The organism is Pedobacter sp. Leaf132 (assembly GCF_920984695.1).
In the GTDB taxonomy this organism is placed as follows: Bacteria; Bacteroidota; Bacteroidia; order Sphingobacteriales; family Sphingobacteriaceae; genus Pedobacter.
This window is the reverse complement of sequence record NZ_CAKLBO010000004.1, coordinates 251,146-265,116: the sequence shown is the minus strand read 5'-3', so window position 1 is coordinate 265,116 and position 13,971 is coordinate 251,146. Positions and strand designations below refer to the sequence as shown.

General features: G+C 35.7%; 15 protein-coding genes. 7 read left to right on the top strand and 8 right to left on the bottom strand.

What is annotated here, in order from left to right; translation table 11 throughout:
• Positions 1–8 precede the first annotated feature (8 nt).
• The 3 genes from polA (at position 9) to LUA86_RS10370 (ending at position 3,761) form a co-directional block, all read left to right on the top strand.
• Positions 9–2,819: a DNA polymerase I gene (gene polA, locus LUA86_RS10380; protein ID WP_231460558.1), complete on the top strand. Its 2,811-nt coding sequence runs from the start codon at positions 9–11 to the stop codon at positions 2,817–2,819.
• Positions 2,820–2,828: 9 nt separating this feature from the next.
• A complete protein-coding gene (locus LUA86_RS10375) occupies positions 2,829–3,203 on the top strand; it encodes a hypothetical protein (RefSeq protein ID WP_231460557.1) in 375 nt (124 codons plus the stop codon).
• A 222-nt stretch (positions 3,204–3,425) separates the two neighbouring features.
• Entirely contained in the window at positions 3,426–3,761 is a 336-nt protein-coding gene (locus tag LUA86_RS10370) for a hypothetical protein (RefSeq protein WP_231460556.1), read from the top strand.
• Between the two features lie 55 nt (positions 3,762–3,816).
• On the opposite strand, the gene LUA86_RS10365 is transcribed toward LUA86_RS10370, so the two are convergent.
• From LUA86_RS10365 to LUA86_RS10350, 4 genes are all read right to left on the bottom strand, one after another.
• Entirely contained in the window at positions 3,817–4,494 is a 678-nt protein-coding gene (locus LUA86_RS10365) for a metal-dependent hydrolase (RefSeq protein WP_231460555.1), read from the bottom strand.
• A gap of 33 nt (positions 4,495–4,527) precedes the next feature.
• Positions 4,528–4,833, bottom strand: coding sequence for a YbaB/EbfC family nucleoid-associated protein (locus LUA86_RS10360; protein WP_231460554.1), 306 nt, complete (start codon positions 4,831–4,833; stop codon positions 4,528–4,530).
• A gap of 515 nt (positions 4,834–5,348) precedes the next feature.
• Positions 5,349–6,578: a serine hydrolase gene (locus tag LUA86_RS10355; protein ID WP_231460553.1), complete on the bottom strand. Its 1,230-nt coding sequence runs from the start codon at positions 6,576–6,578 to the stop codon at positions 5,349–5,351.
• Positions 6,579–6,646: 68 nt separating this feature from the next.
• Positions 6,647–7,198, bottom strand: coding sequence for a cupin domain-containing protein (locus LUA86_RS10350; protein WP_231460552.1), 552 nt, complete (start codon positions 7,196–7,198; stop codon positions 6,647–6,649).
• A 280-nt stretch (positions 7,199–7,478) separates the two neighbouring features.
• On the opposite strand from LUA86_RS10350, the gene LUA86_RS10345 reads away from it, so the two are divergent.
• Positions 7,479–7,748 (top strand): GxxExxY protein, encoded by a 270-nt coding sequence (locus LUA86_RS10345; protein ID WP_231460551.1) that lies wholly within the window; start codon positions 7,479–7,481, stop codon positions 7,746–7,748.
• A gap of 156 nt (positions 7,749–7,904) precedes the next feature.
• Here the strand turns inward: LUA86_RS10345 and LUA86_RS10340 are convergent, their stop codons facing one another.
• Positions 7,905–9,569, bottom strand: a complete 1,665-nt coding sequence (locus tag LUA86_RS10340; RefSeq protein ID WP_231460550.1) for a pyruvate dehydrogenase complex dihydrolipoamide acetyltransferase — start codon at positions 9,567–9,569, stop codon at positions 7,905–7,907.
• Positions 9,570–9,599: 30 nt separating this feature from the next.
• Complete coding sequence (pdhA, locus tag LUA86_RS10335; protein WP_231460549.1) at positions 9,600–10,595, bottom strand: pyruvate dehydrogenase (acetyl-transferring) E1 component subunit alpha; 996 nt, start codon at positions 10,593–10,595, stop codon at positions 9,600–9,602.
• Between the two features lie 754 nt (positions 10,596–11,349).
• On the opposite strand from pdhA, the gene LUA86_RS10330 reads away from it, so the two are divergent.
• From LUA86_RS10330 to LUA86_RS10320, 3 genes are all read left to right on the top strand, one after another.
• Positions 11,350–11,907: a C40 family peptidase gene (locus tag LUA86_RS10330; protein ID WP_231460548.1), complete on the top strand. Its 558-nt coding sequence runs from the start codon at positions 11,350–11,352 to the stop codon at positions 11,905–11,907.
• Between the two features lie 176 nt (positions 11,908–12,083).
• Positions 12,084–13,178 carry a CapA family protein gene (locus LUA86_RS10325; protein WP_231460547.1) on the top strand — a complete coding sequence of 365 codons (1,095 nt, stop codon included), beginning with the start codon at positions 12,084–12,086 and terminating at the stop codon, positions 13,176–13,178.
• Positions 13,179–13,216: 38 nt separating this feature from the next.
• Positions 13,217–13,402, top strand: a complete 186-nt coding sequence (locus LUA86_RS10320) for a hypothetical protein (RefSeq protein ID WP_231460546.1) — start codon at positions 13,217–13,219, stop codon at positions 13,400–13,402.
• A gap of 1 nt (position 13,403) precedes the next feature.
• Here the strand turns inward: LUA86_RS10320 and LUA86_RS10315 are convergent, their stop codons facing one another.
• Positions 13,404–13,622: a helix-turn-helix domain-containing protein gene (locus LUA86_RS10315; RefSeq protein WP_231460545.1), complete on the bottom strand. Its 219-nt coding sequence runs from the start codon at positions 13,620–13,622 to the stop codon at positions 13,404–13,406.
• Positions 13,623–13,718: 96 nt separating this feature from the next.
• Positions 13,719–13,904, bottom strand: a complete 186-nt coding sequence (locus LUA86_RS10310) for a hypothetical protein (protein WP_231460544.1) — start codon at positions 13,902–13,904, stop codon at positions 13,719–13,721.
• Positions 13,905–13,971 lie beyond the last annotated feature (67 nt).

Sequence of the window (13,971 nt, the reverse complement as noted above, 5' to 3'; positions counted from 1 at the left end):
TTTTTCACATGAACAATAAAAAACTCTTTCTTTTAGATGGTATGGCGCTAATGTACAGAGCGCATTTTGCACTAAGTAAAAATCCTCGTTTTACATCAACAGGAATAAATACATCTGCAGTGATGGGTTTTACCAATACTTTGCTCGATGTTTTAAAGAAAGAAAAGCCAACACATATTGCCGTTGTTTTTGATACTGAAGCACCAACTGAAAGACATACAACTTTCGAAGCTTATAAAGCACAGCGCCAGGCAATGCCCGAAGATTTGGCAGCGGCGATGCCTTACGTTATAAAACTCATTACAGGCTTTAATATTCCGGTTATAACATCTGATGGTTATGAAGCAGATGATATTATTGGAACATTAGCTAAAAAAGCAGAATTAAAAGGTTATCAGGTTTACTGTATGACACCCGATAAGGATTTTGCGCAACTGGTTTCTGAAAATATTTTCATTTACAAGCCTGCCAGAATGGGTAACGATATGGAAATATTGGGTGTTAAAGAGATTTTAGCCAAATGGGAAATTGAAAATGTATTACAGGTTATTGACATTTTAGGCTTGTGGGGTGATGCAGTTGATAACATTCCGGGTATTCCGGGTATTGGCGAGAAAACGGCAAAAGCGTTGATTAAGCAATATGGTTCGATGGAAAATATTATTGCAAATGCGCATGAACTAAAAGGAAAGCAGCGTGAAAACGTAGAAAATTTTGCAGAGCAAGGTTTATTATCTAAAAAACTTGCTACCATTTTATTAGATGTACCGGTAGAACTTGATGAAGAAAGCTTAGAGCTTTGCGACCCAAGCAAAGATTTATTAGAGCCTTTATTTACTGAGCTCGAATTCAGAACTTTAGGCAGAAGGGTTTTTGGGGATGGCTTCTCGGTTACTACTGCAAAATTTCAAGAAGGTGCACAAACTGATTTATTTGGAAATCAGCAAGGTGAGACTATTGTTTATACCAATACCTTGGAAGAAGAGCCGGCAGAGCAATTACCTGCCAAAAATATAGACAATACAGAACATCACTATCAATTAATTGATACTCCTGAAAAACGATCAAATTTAATAAAGCAATTACTTCAGGAGAAAAAAATTTCATTTGATACAGAAACCACAGGTACAGATGCAAATATGGCCGAACTGGTTGGTTTGTCTTTTTCAATAAAACCGGGAGAAGGCTTTTATATTCCACTTTCTGCTAACCGAGATGAAGTTTTAGCAATTCTTAATGAATTTAAGGTTGTGCTCGAAAATGAAAACATCGAAAAAATCGGACAGAATACAAAATATGATATTTTGGTGCTGAAATGGTATGATATAGATGTTAAAGGAAAGCTTTTTGATACGATGCTTGCACATTATTTGATAGATCCGGATACTCGCCATGGCATGGATGTTTTATCTGAAAATTACCTGGGTTATTCGCCAATTTCAATAACAAAACTGATTGGGGCAAAAGGTAAAAACCAAGGCAATATGCGTGATGTTCCGGTAGAGCAAGTTGTTGATTATGCAGCAGAAGATGCAGATATCACACTTCAATTGGCACATGTTTTTGAGCCAAAGCTTAAAGAATTAAATGCCGCAAAACTTGCCGAGGAAGTAGAAAACCCTTTGGTTTATGTTCTTGCAGATATTGAAAAGGAAGGGGTGCGTATAGATATTGAAACCTTAAAAGCATATTCTAAAGAGCTGGAAACAGATATTGTTAAGTTTGAACAAAATGTTTACGACAAAGCCGGTGTTAAATTTAATCTGGCTTCTCCAAAACAATTAGGTGAAGTTTTATTCGATAAATTACAGCTCGATCCAAAGGCCAAGAAAACCAAAACCGGTCAGTACCAAACCGGGGAAGATGTTTTATTAGCTTTGGCTAGCAAAAGCGATATCGTTCAGGATATTCTGGATTTTCGCCAGTTGCAAAAATTAAAATCTACTTATGTTGATGCCTTGCCGTTGATGGTTAATCCTAAAACTGGTCGCGTACACACATCATATAATCAAGCGGTAGCTGCAACGGGTAGATTAAGTTCCAATAACCCAAATCTTCAAAATATTCCAATCAGAACCGAACGCGGTAGGGAAGTGAGAAAAGCATTTATCGCGAGGGATGAAAATCACATTTTGTTATCTGCCGATTATTCGCAAATAGAGCTTAGAATTATTGCAGAAATCAGTAAAGAAGAAAATATGCTCGATGCTTTTTCAAAAGGTATTGATATCCACACCGCAACAGCTGCAAAAGTTTATGGAATAAGCATTGAAGAAGTGGATAGCACTCAGCGTAGAAATGCTAAAGCGGTAAATTTTGGAATTATTTATGGCCAGTCGGCTTTTGGCTTATCTCAAAACCTGGGCATTCCACGTAAAGAAGCAGCAGAACTTATTGAGCAGTATTTTAATCAATATCCTGGTATTAAACGATACATGAGTGATACCATGAATTTTGCCAGGGAAAATGGTTTTGTAGAAACCATAATGGGCAGAAGAAGGTATTTACGTGATATTAATTCTGCCAACCAAACGGTTAGAGGTTTTGCTGAGCGAAATGCTATTAATGCGCCAATACAAGGTTCGGCTGCAGATATGATTAAAATTGCCATGATTAACATTCATAAAGAAATGAAGGCACAAAAACTTCAATCAACCATGACAATGCAGGTACATGATGAGTTGGTTTTTGATGTTGTAAAATCTGAAAAAGATATAATGAAAGCCATTATTCAAGATAAAATGGCAAATGCGATTAAATTAAGCGTACCAATTGTTTTAGAAATTGGTGAGGGAGAAAATTGGCTTGCCGCTCATTAATTTATTAATATGAAATTTGTAATCATCCTGGTTTTAACATTAATATCTATTAAATCTTTAGCGCAGAAAAGCGATACTTTGTATAGTTATATTAATATTGGTGGCAAGGAAATCAAAAAGGAAAAAACTACAAATGTTTATAAAATTTACAAGCTTAATGATTCTACCTGGATTAGGACAACGCTGAACCAAAACCTGGAACTCTTGAAGAGAGAAACCTTTATCGATGAGAAATTAACAGTTTTAAATGGTGATTATATTGAATACGAGCATGCAAAACCTAAATTAAAAGGTCATTATTCAAATGGGAACAAAAGCGGCACATGGATAATTTATGATGCAAGCGGTAATGTTTTACAAACTACTACTTTCGGTGAAAATTGAGTATGTATGTTGTTTAAATTACAGCGGGTTAAAAAAATAACAGGATACAGATTTAATACAGTAATAATTTAGAAGCAGACAATATTTATCCCTATCTTCATTAAAACTTCATCCCGATTCTTCAATTTTATACCAATCAATTAACGAATTAAAAAAAAAGAAACATACGAACTTTGAATTTAAAAAAGAGGCTCGTGTTATTTAAAAACAAATCTAAAGGATATGAAAAAGTTATTAAGTTTAATCGCAATCGCAGCATTTGGTTTAACAACAGCATTTGCTCAAACACCAGCTACTAAGGCGCCTGCAAAAGCAATTGTTAAAAAAGAAGTAAAAACTACAGTTACACCTGTAAAAGCTGGTGCAAAACAAGAAGCTAAAAAGGTAGAAGTTAAAACAACTACAACTGCTACTAAATTAAAAGCTGATGGAACGCCAGATATGCGTTATAAAGAAAATAAAGGTAAGGCGGTAACCAAGGTTGTTGGTCCTACCAAAAAAGATGGTACAGCAGATATGCGTTACAAAGCAAATAAACCTGCTGCAAAAAAGAACTAGGTTTGGTTTTTAATTTTGAGAAGGCTCCGATTGAAAAATTGGAGCCTTCTTTTTTTTATAAAGTTATGGTTTCGCCTATTTGCGGAAGTAACAGACTTTTGTGTTCTCTTTCAAATTTGGCAACAGCATCTTCTGTATCAATGCTAATTGGTGGGAAAGTATTGTAATGAACACCAATAATTTTATCGCAATCAATGTATTTTGATGCAATTACGGCATCATCCACTCCCATGGTGTAATGACCACCGATAGGCAGAATGGCATAGTCTAAATTGTGTAATTCGGCTAATAGTTTCATTTCTACCGTTAATGCCGTATCGCCAGCAAAGTAAATTTGCTTTCCTTCTAAAGTTAATACAAATCCCGCCGGATTTCCACCATAACTACCATCAGGATTTGAACTGCTGTGAACAGCCCAAACAGTGCGTAATTTGCCGAATGGTAATTGCTGTGTGCCGAAATTAATATCAATAACGTTTTCCACACCTTGCTTTTTAATCCAGTCTGCAACTTCTACCATTGCAATAACGGGTGCACCTGTTTGTTTTGCTAGTTCAACCAAATCAGCAACGTGGTCGCCGTGGCCATGACTAACCAAAATATAATCGGCCTCGATTTTTGAGGTGTCTACATCCTTAGCTAGAGGATTATGTTTTATAAATGGGTCGAATAAAAATTTTTTGCCATCTGCTTCTAGTAAAAAGCAAGATTGACCATAGTATGTAAAGTTCATAGTTCAGATTAATATTTAGAATTGTTTTTATTTTTACTGACCAAACATGCCACCCAAACCACCAAGCATATCTTTTGCTGATGCCTGCATTTCAGTATTGCTTACCTCTTCGGCATTGGCTAAAGCTTTATTAATTGCAGTTTGCAGAAGCTCTTCCAATTCTTCTCTATCTGCATTTTTAAAAAACTCTTCATCAATTGCAATGCCTGTAATGGCTTTATTTGCTGTTGCAGTAATCTTAATTGCACCGTTTTCTACTTCGCCATATACCGAAATAGTATCTAAGCGTTTTTTTACTTCTTCGGCCTTTTGTTGTGCTGCAAATAATTTATCGAACATAATTTTATCGTTTTAATTAAAAAACAAAAATCGGCAAATTGTTTTAAGAATTTAATTATTCGGTGTTATTTTACTTAATTATTTGCAAGTAGGTTGCATGAACTTTTTTGAATTTATCTGGTTTTTTTTGAAGCGCAAGGTTCCGTTTTTCATGGCAAATCCTGTCCCGCCAATGCTGCAATCTTTTGGTAACTTCTGTCATGCTGAGGCACGAAGCATCTGTTTCATTTGTTGCAGATGCTTCGTGCCTCAGCATGACAATGTATCGAAGGTTCTGCATACCAAAAGTATTTCCGCGTTTGTCGGGGCTATTAACCTAAATTAATTGCATTTCGGTGGGTTGGCAATCCGCCAACCTTTGTTTATAAACCCGATAGCGCCAAATAGCGCCCGATTTTATAAAAGTATTTGCTTCGTTCTTGCACAGGCTTCATCGGGCCTATTGGCAATTGCGGGGCTATCGGCCGCCAAATACGGCAACCGATAATTTTCAAATAAATATTTTGATTGATTTATTAATCCTCGTCGCTGCCTGGTAAGCTGCCATTGCCATGATAAGCGCCTTTGCGAATAACAGGCATGTTAAAGTGCTTGTACAAATCGTCGAGGTGCATTAAACTGCCGTTTGTTAAATTGCCTAAAAAGACAATTACGATGTTTTTATCCAAATCTCTAACATAAATGTGGCGGAAACCATGCCACCAACCTGTATGGTAAACCACTTTATCCATCTTTTCGCCATCGAACATGCGCCAGCCATAACCATAATTAAAGTGGCCATTAACTGGTTTATTTCGGCCAACGTAAGCAGAATCGAGACTTTTTTTGCTCAGCAATCTTTCGTTTTTCAGGTATTTATCAAACAGAACCAAATCATGCACGGTGCTGTAAATACCTTTATCGCCAACCGGCCCATCTAAGAAATTTTGCGCTACCGAATAACGCCAGGTTCTATCGTGACCAACCACATCTACCGGAATTTTTTCATATTCAGAAGTGCTGTACACGTGGGTGTGTTTTAATCCGGCAGGTTTGAAAACGTGCTCCATCATGTATTGCGAATAGCGTTGGCCAGTAACTTTCTCGATAATAGCCCCCAAAACCATAAAATTAGAGTTGTTGTAATGGAAACGATTATTGGGTTTTGTGTATGGAGTTGGTTTACGCTCGGCAATAACATTCATCACATCCTGATTGGTTATTCCTTTTTTCATCGGACGTTTTTCTTTTCTCCAAATGTCGTCGATGAAATAAACATAATTCATCATGCCGCTGCGGTGGCTTAAAAGTAGCTTTACTGTAATGCCATCGTAAGGGAAATTTGGAAAGAATTTTTTAACATCATCATTAAGTGAAAGCTTTCCGGCTTCTACCAATTGCATAATGGCAACGCCGGTAAAAGTTTTGGTAATGGATGCCAATTCAAATTCTGAATTGATTTTTAAGCTATCGCGATGAAGATAATCTGCCCATCCAATTGCTTTTTCATAAAGAATTTTACCATCTTTGGCCACAAGCATATTTCCGTTAAAACCATATTTTTTGTGCAAATTGGTTACAAAATCTGCAATCCATTTATCGCCTTTTTGCGGGTCGTAAGTTAATAATAAGCTGTCGGCTTTGTCATCTTCTTTAATTCTGACTTTCTTTTCAGCAGCCTTTTTTTCTTCTGTTTTTTTGCTGTTGCAGGCGGTTAATATGGTAATCGAAATTGCTAATGCAGAAATTATATGCTTAAAATTCATTTATTCAGGTAGTGTAGTATTTAAAACCCGAAAATTAAATAATTTTGTACGGTTAAAGGCAAAGAGTTTTACACATTTTGGCAATTCTGATTATACCAGCACTCAAATAAGTGTCCTTTGCTACCATAAACCGGGTCGTTGTCGGGTTTCTCTACTTTTGCAATATCTTCATCTGCTTGTGGTCTTTCACTTGCTTCACCATATTTCATGTTATATTCTGCGCCTTTCGGGTAAGCGCCAACAACCTGAAAATCATCACTTGAGTTTAACTTTTTATGTGCAACACCGGCAGGAATTAATACTACATCGCCTTTATCAAGTTCTATACAAACACCATGTTCGCCACCAAATTGTACATCGGCTTTGCCGCAGAAAACACCCATAACTTCATGCGTATTGCTGTGGTAGTGATGATAGTCAAAAATACCATTAACCCAGGCATTTGTATAGCCGTTTTTAGCAAAAACTGTTTTAATTACATCGATTTTATCATCAGGATGTATCAAAAATGCACCCTTATAAATCATAAGTGGATATAGGGGGTTATTTGGGAAATTTCCGTTTTCTTCAATTTTATGCGAAACTAAATAGGCTTCCTGAATTAATTTTTCTTTATCCATGATTAGGGTGTTTTAATTAATTAACAATGGAATAGGGAAAGGGTTTAAGATTGTTTGTCCCGCAGATTAAAGAAGATTTTCGCAGAGGTATTATTTTTTCTTACATCTATTCTTTATGGTATGATATTTATTAGATTTAAAGTAATCATCCATACTTTAAATAAAGACAATTATGGATGAAAATGATATATCTATCTAATCAGAGGAGCAATCTTCACAACTTACAATGCCCTAAGCCCAGGATTGTTAGAATCTGCTTATGAAGCAGTAATTAGTTCACTTGTTGACTGAAAATGGCTTAGACGTAAAAAGGCAAGTTGTCTTGCCTATAATTTTTGGTGGTATCGAATTAAATGCAGGGTATAGATTAGACCTATTAATAAATGATTTGGTTATCATTGAAATAAAATCCGTTGAAATTATCGCACCTGTTCATCATAATCAATTATTAACTTATCTTAAACTTTCAGGAGTGAAGCAAGGGATTTTAGTCAATTTTAATACTGCAAACATTATCGATTCGATTTATAGAGAGGCAAATGGCTTATAAATTTCTGGTTATATTTCAAATCATTAAAATCTGTGTAAATCATAAAAATCTGCGGGACAAATATTAAAAACCAAAAAAGCTTCCCGATAAATCAGGAAGCCTTAAAAATATTACGAGATCCTTCGACTAGTTCAGGATGACAATTGCTTTTTAATGTTACGCTAACAATCTAATTGGCTCTTCTAATAATCCTTTTAAAGTTTGTAAGAACTGTGCTCCGGTTGCGCCATCAACCACACGGTGATCGCAACCTAAAGTCAATTTCATTACGTTTCCAGGAACCACTGCCCCATTTTTAACCACAGGAACTGCTTGTATAGCACCTACAGATAAAATTGCACCATCAGGAGAGTTGATAATTGAGGTAAACTCATCAATGCCAAACATACCTAAGTTAGAAACGGTAAAGGTTGAACCTTCCCAATCTGCAGGTTGTAATTTCTTAGCTTTTGCTTTGCCGCCGAAATCTTTAACCTCCGCCGAAATGTGAGATAATGATTTACCATCAGCAAAACGCACAACAGGTACCAATAAGCCATCTTCAACTGCCATAGCAACACCAATGTTAGTATGCTCGTTGAAACGGATTTTATCGCCACCCCACGATGAATTAACTGCCGGATGTTTTTTCAACGCAACAGCAACTGCTTTAATAACCAAATCGTTAAAAGATACTTTAACAGGAGCAACTGCATTGATAGTTGTACGAGCGGCCATTGCGTTATCCATATCAATACTTACCGTTAAATAGAAATGTGGAGCAGTAAATAAGCTTTCTGCCAAACGTTTTGCAATTACTTTACGCATTTGCGAAACAGGTTGTTCGGTATATTTAACTTCGCCAACATAAGTTGGAATTACCGGAGCGGCAGCAGGCTTCTGACTTTCTGACTTCGGACTTTCAGATTGTTGCGCAGCAGCTGGCTTAAAGTTTTCGATATCTTTTTTAATGATACGTCCACCTTCTGCACTACCTGCAACTTGCGATAAATCGATTCCTTTATCTTTAGCAATTTTCTTAGCTAAAGGAGATGCTTTTACACGGCTATCAGAAGAACTTTCTGCAACAGGAGCAGATGTATTTGCATCGGCAGTAGCAGTTTGTTTTTCTTCTTTCGGAGCTTCTTCTTTGCTTTCAGCTTTTGCTCCTGGCGCAGAACCGCCAGCTAAAATTCCGCTAACATCAGTTCCTTCCGGGCCAACAATAGCAATAATTCCATTTACTTTAGCAGCCGAACCTTTTTCTACCCCAATGTGTAATAAAGTACCGGTTGCATAGCCCATAACTTCCATAGTAGCCTTATCGGTTTCTACATCAGCTAAAACATCATCATCCTTCACTTTATCGCCAACTTTTTTATGCCATTCAGCAATTACGCCTTCAGTCATTGTATCGCTTAATAAAGGCATGCGGATAACCGTAACACCTTTAGCTGCTAATTCTTCTTCGCTTAAACCACCGCCTTGGGCAGGAGCCGCTTCTTCTTTTTTATCTTCAGCTTTGGGCGCTGCATCTTCAGATTTCGGGCTTGCCGATTCCTGACTTCCTGATTCAGCCTCTAATGCCGCTTTGTAATCTTCGCCTTCTTTACCAATAACGGCCATAACAGCATCAACCGGAACAGCAGTACCTTCTTCTACACCAATGTATAAAAGAACACCATCCCAATAAGATTCCATATCCATTGTTGCTTTGTCAGTTTCTACTTCTGCCAAAACATCGCCGCTTTTCACTTTATCGCCTACTTTTTTGTGCCACTTAGCCAAAACCCCTTCGGTCATGGTGTCGCTCATTTTGGGCATTTTAATTACATCAGCCATTATATCTAATTAATTGAAATCCTTATAAAATTAGTCCATTACGTAAGGGTAGTTCTCAGTCATGTATACATCTTTGTACAATTCAGATGCATCTGGCCAAGGAGATTCTTCTGCAAATTTCACAGCCTGGTCTACCGTAGCTTTAACTTTAGATTCTACTTCTTCAATCCATTTTTCATCAGCATACTTCTCTTTAAGAATAGTTTCTCTTGCATGCTCAACCGGATCTTTTGCCTTATAATCTTCTAATTCTTCTTTAGAGCGGTATTTAGCAGGGTCAGACATAGAGTGACCTCGGTAACGGTAAGTTCTCATTTCTAAGAAAGTTGGTCCTTCACCTTTACGGGCACGTTGAATGGCCTCATCCATTGCATTGTGTACAGCAACAGGGTCCATACCATCAACAGGAGCGCAAGGCATATCAAAACCTAAACCTATTTTGTAAATATCTGTCATGTTTGTTGTGCGTTGTACCGACGTACCCATTGCATAACCGTTGTTTTCGCAAACAAAAACAACAGGCAATTTCCACAACATAGCCATGTTAAAAGTTTCGTTTAATGCACCCTGGCGCACCGCACCATCGCCCATATAACAAATATTTACGTTGTCTGTTCCTTTATATTTTTCTGCAAAAGCAACACCAGCACCTAGTGGAATTTGACCTCCAACAATTGCATGGCCACCATAAAAGTTATGCTCTTTGCTAAACATGTGCATAGAACCACCTTTACCTTTAGAGCAACCAGTAGCTTTACCATACATTTCAGCCATAATACTATCGGCACTTACGCCTAAAGCTAATGCATGAGCATGATCACGGTAAGTAGTAATCATCGAATCGCCTTTTTGCATTGCAGAAATTGCTCCTGCAACTACAGCTTCTTGTCCAATGTATAAATGACAAAAGCCACGAATTTTTTGTTGTCCGTATAACTGGCCAGTTTTTTCTTCGAATTTGCGCATAAGCAACATCGACTCGAACCACTTCAACCAGGTATCTTTATTTATTTCTACTGCACTCATTTTAAGGTTATTTGTTTTTTGCGACAGCAAATCTAATTTTTTTATTGTAATTTTTGTCACTTTCTATTGTAAAAACATCATAATAATAGGGTTAAAATATCACTTAATAGTTGTTTTACAATTAAATAAATCAAATCTCTGGCATTTACACTAAGTAGCCGATTTTATAGAAGTTTAACTTTGCAATTTTTCAAGATATTGATTTTAAATACAAGTAAAATTTAATTCTGCAAAAGGCAAATTATTCATAATATAAAGATTTTTAGAAAGGCAATTGAAGTAGTAAATCGGTTACATCAGTCCCGCCATTCGCATTATCTTTTTTATCGAAATTTTCTGCTGATTTTTAGGAATTGCATCAAAAAAGTATAATTGCTGCTGTCGGGCTTATTTAATTTGAGCCTGTTCTAATAAATACCATTTTACATCTTGTATAATTTGGTTATCGTTTAAACCATTGTTTTAGAAATTAACATTAAGCCTTTAATGATTACAAAATATCATAACTAAATATGTGTGCGAAAACAATTTTTGAGTTTTTCTTCGAAATAAATACTGGTGATAAATCACAAAACCTATAGCTATATTCCTATCAAAGCATCTTCCAAAAAAGAAAAAATGTTAATAACTTTAGGTTTTTAACAACAAACATTTGGATAACATTTGTTTAATTAATAATTTTGAAACTCAGACAATAAGCCCTAGCTGGTGTACGTTAATGTGTAAGTGAAGTACCCAAACATAACTGTATAACATGATTAAAAAATTTTTGTTTTCATCTCTAATCGCTATTTGCACGCTCTCCGCCGCATTTGCGCAAACAAAAACAAAAGAAACAGGCAAAGAATTAAATGACCCAGATAACCTGGCTTCTCAGTATTTTTCTCAGGTTATGGGTGTAGCTGTAGATGCAACATCTAATTTAAAATTATACAAATTCGTTTACGAATGGATTGGAACGCCTTACAGTTTCGGTGGAAATACCAAAAGAGGCATCGATTGTTCAGCTTTTACCAAAGCTATTTACGATAAAGTTTTCAACACAACCATCAGAAGAAATTCAAGAGATATTTTTAGCATGGTTGATCCATTATCTAAAGAAGATTTAAGAGAAGGCGATTTAGTTTTCTTCAAAATAAAAAGCAGAAGCATTTCTCACATCGGTATTTATTTAGGAGATAACAGATTTGCTCACGCATCAAGTTCTCGTGGGGTAGTTATCAGCAATTTAAATGAGCCTTATTACAGCCGTTATTTTTATAAAGGTGGCCGTATTTTAGAGTCGTTTAAGAAAGATTTTACAGTAGAATAAATAAATTTAAGATTGTAGAATTACGACTTAAAATAAATATATACAATCCTCCAAAAGCAATTTTGGAGGATTTTTTTATACATACCCGTTCAACTATAGTCGTCATTCTAAATTTATTTCAGAATCTTAAAGCGATAGGTATTTATTGGAAGCACATAACTTTAATTGACTACTTAATGAAATTAACCGCTAGCATAATTCTATCATTCCTCATTTTAATAGCAATAATCAGTTGTACGAGCAATAATGCTCAAACCCTACCTATCAACAAAGCAGATACTGTTGCCAGAAAAATAAAGGATACAATTACCATAACTGCAGTTGGCGATATTATGCTTGGTTCGGCATTTCCATCCAAAGTTAATCTTCCACCCGATGATGCTGTAGGTAGCTTTAAGGCGGTTGACAGTCTTTTAAAAGGCGACATCGTTTTTGGAAATTTAGAAGGATGCTTTCTAAATTCTGGAAATTCTACAAAATGTAATGGCATTAATCCAAACAATTGTTACGCTTTCAGAATGCCCGAGCGTTATGCAGGCATCTACAAAAAGGCAGGTTTTAATGTTTTAAGTATTGCCAATAACCATGTAGGTGATTTTGATGCAAAAGGCCGTAAAAATACCGCAAGAATTTTAGATTCACTCCAAATTCATTATGCCGGCCAGCTAAATAAACCTTTTGATGTTTTTGAAAAAGATAGTGTTAAATATGCCTTTTGTGCCTTTGCTCCAAACGAAAATACCGTATCAATAAATAAAATTGATAGTGCTAAAGCGCTGGTTGCAAGGCTTAAAGCAATTGCTGATATTGTAATCGTTTCTTTTCATGGTGGAGGAGAAGGTGCAAGGTTTGAACACGTAACACGAAAAAACGAAATTTTTTACAATGAAAATCGTGGAAATGTTTACGCATTTGCGCATGCTGTAATTGATGCCGGTGCTGATGTGGTTTTGGGTCATGGGCCGCATGTAAGCCGAGCTGTAGAAGTGTATAAAAATAAATTTATAGCATACAGTTTAGGTAACTTTTGTACTTATGGCATGTTTAGCCTTAAAGGTTCAAATGGTTTTGCACCTCTTTTGAAGCTTAAAATTAATAGCAGAGGCGATTTCTTATTTGCAAATATGATTTCGGTTAAGCAAGATAAAATTAACGGTTTAACGCTTGATGAAAATTATACTGCATTTAAGAAAATTAAAGAGCTAACGGATATTGATTTTAATGGTCATCAATTAAAATTTGAAAACAATAAAATAAGCTTAAAAGATTAAAGTTTGCTTAACCTCCCTATAATTAAGACCATTTGTTAATGAAAAATTTAATTTACGTACATTATATAATTTGCATAAGCGCAGTAATTTTAGTTTTTGCTGCTGGATTTTACATCAACCAAAATCCTAAAAACTTATTATCTGCTGGTATAATTATTCTTGCAGGTTCGGTTGTAGCCTATAGCCAATATCTGATTATCAAAAGCAAAAGAAAAAATAAGTAGATTATTTTTGTATTAGTATTTCTTCAGCAGATAAGTTTAAGATTAAAGCAATATGGAAGAGTCTTTCTAGAGGTATATCTTTTGCTTGCTTTTCGTTTTTAGAGTAGGTGGCGGTAGCAATGTTAAGCAGGCCAGCCATTTTTTCTTGAGTAATTTTTAATTCAACTCGTCTCGTACGAATTGTATCACCTATAAGTTGATATCGCATATCTTGTCCCATAATTTAGAGTTTTAAATAAATTTTGGGATGATTTTGAGAATGCAAAAATACGAATATGATCGCATTCTCAAAACAAATTATAGGAGTTAATGAAGTTTAACTTTCATCTTTAGTATTCTTAACCAGGCCAATACCTGATACAAAGAAAATCAAACCAATTATACCGTAAACCATCAGTCCGCGTGTATCTTGGCTGTGTTGTACAAAACCATAACCTGCATAAATTAATCCAATAACACCTAATATGGTTAATATTGTTCCAAAAGTGCGTTTTACATTCATATGTTAAAATTTATCAGAGTATAATACAATAATGGTTTCGTTTTGTTTTAAACTTCGTTAAATATGT

What these genes read in the sequence shown, in the direction of transcription:
- LUA86_RS10370 (WP_231460556.1), top strand. Translation starts at nt 3,426, where the DNA reads ATGAAAAAGTTATTAAGTTTAATCGCAATCGCAGCATTTGGTTTAACA.
- LUA86_RS10340 (WP_231460550.1), bottom strand. Translation starts at nt 9,569, where the DNA reads ATGGCTGATGTAATTAAAATGCCCAAAATGAGCGACACCATGACCGAA.
- LUA86_RS10315 (WP_231460545.1), bottom strand. Translation starts at nt 13,622, where the DNA reads ATGGGACAAGATATGCGATATCAACTTATAGGTGATACAATTCGTACG.
- LUA86_RS10325 (WP_231460547.1), top strand. Translation starts at nt 12,084, where the DNA reads ATGAAATTAACCGCTAGCATAATTCTATCATTCCTCATTTTAATAGCA.
- LUA86_RS10365 (WP_231460555.1), bottom strand. Translation starts at nt 4,494, where the DNA reads ATGAACTTTACATACTATGGTCAATCTTGCTTTTTACTAGAAGCAGAT.
- pdhA (WP_231460549.1), bottom strand. Translation starts at nt 10,595, where the DNA reads ATGAGTGCAGTAGAAATAAATAAAGATACCTGGTTGAAGTGGTTCGAG.
- LUA86_RS10350 (WP_231460552.1), bottom strand. Translation starts at nt 7,198, where the DNA reads ATGGATAAAGAAAAATTAATTCAGGAAGCCTATTTAGTTTCGCATAAA.
- LUA86_RS10320 (WP_231460546.1), top strand. Translation starts at nt 13,217, where the DNA reads ATGAAAAATTTAATTTACGTACATTATATAATTTGCATAAGCGCAGTA.
- polA (WP_231460558.1), top strand. Translation starts at nt 9, where the DNA reads ATGAACAATAAAAAACTCTTTCTTTTAGATGGTATGGCGCTAATGTAC.
- LUA86_RS10330 (WP_231460548.1), top strand. Translation starts at nt 11,350, where the DNA reads ATGATTAAAAAATTTTTGTTTTCATCTCTAATCGCTATTTGCACGCTC.
- LUA86_RS10355 (WP_231460553.1), bottom strand. Translation starts at nt 6,578, where the DNA reads ATGAATTTTAAGCATATAATTTCTGCATTAGCAATTTCGATTACCATA.
- LUA86_RS10375 (WP_231460557.1), top strand. Translation starts at nt 2,829, where the DNA reads ATGAAATTTGTAATCATCCTGGTTTTAACATTAATATCTATTAAATCT.
- LUA86_RS10310 (WP_231460544.1), bottom strand. Translation starts at nt 13,904, where the DNA reads ATGAATGTAAAACGCACTTTTGGAACAATATTAACCATATTAGGTGTT.
- LUA86_RS10360 (WP_231460554.1), bottom strand. Translation starts at nt 4,833, where the DNA reads ATGTTCGATAAATTATTTGCAGCACAACAAAAGGCCGAAGAAGTAAAA.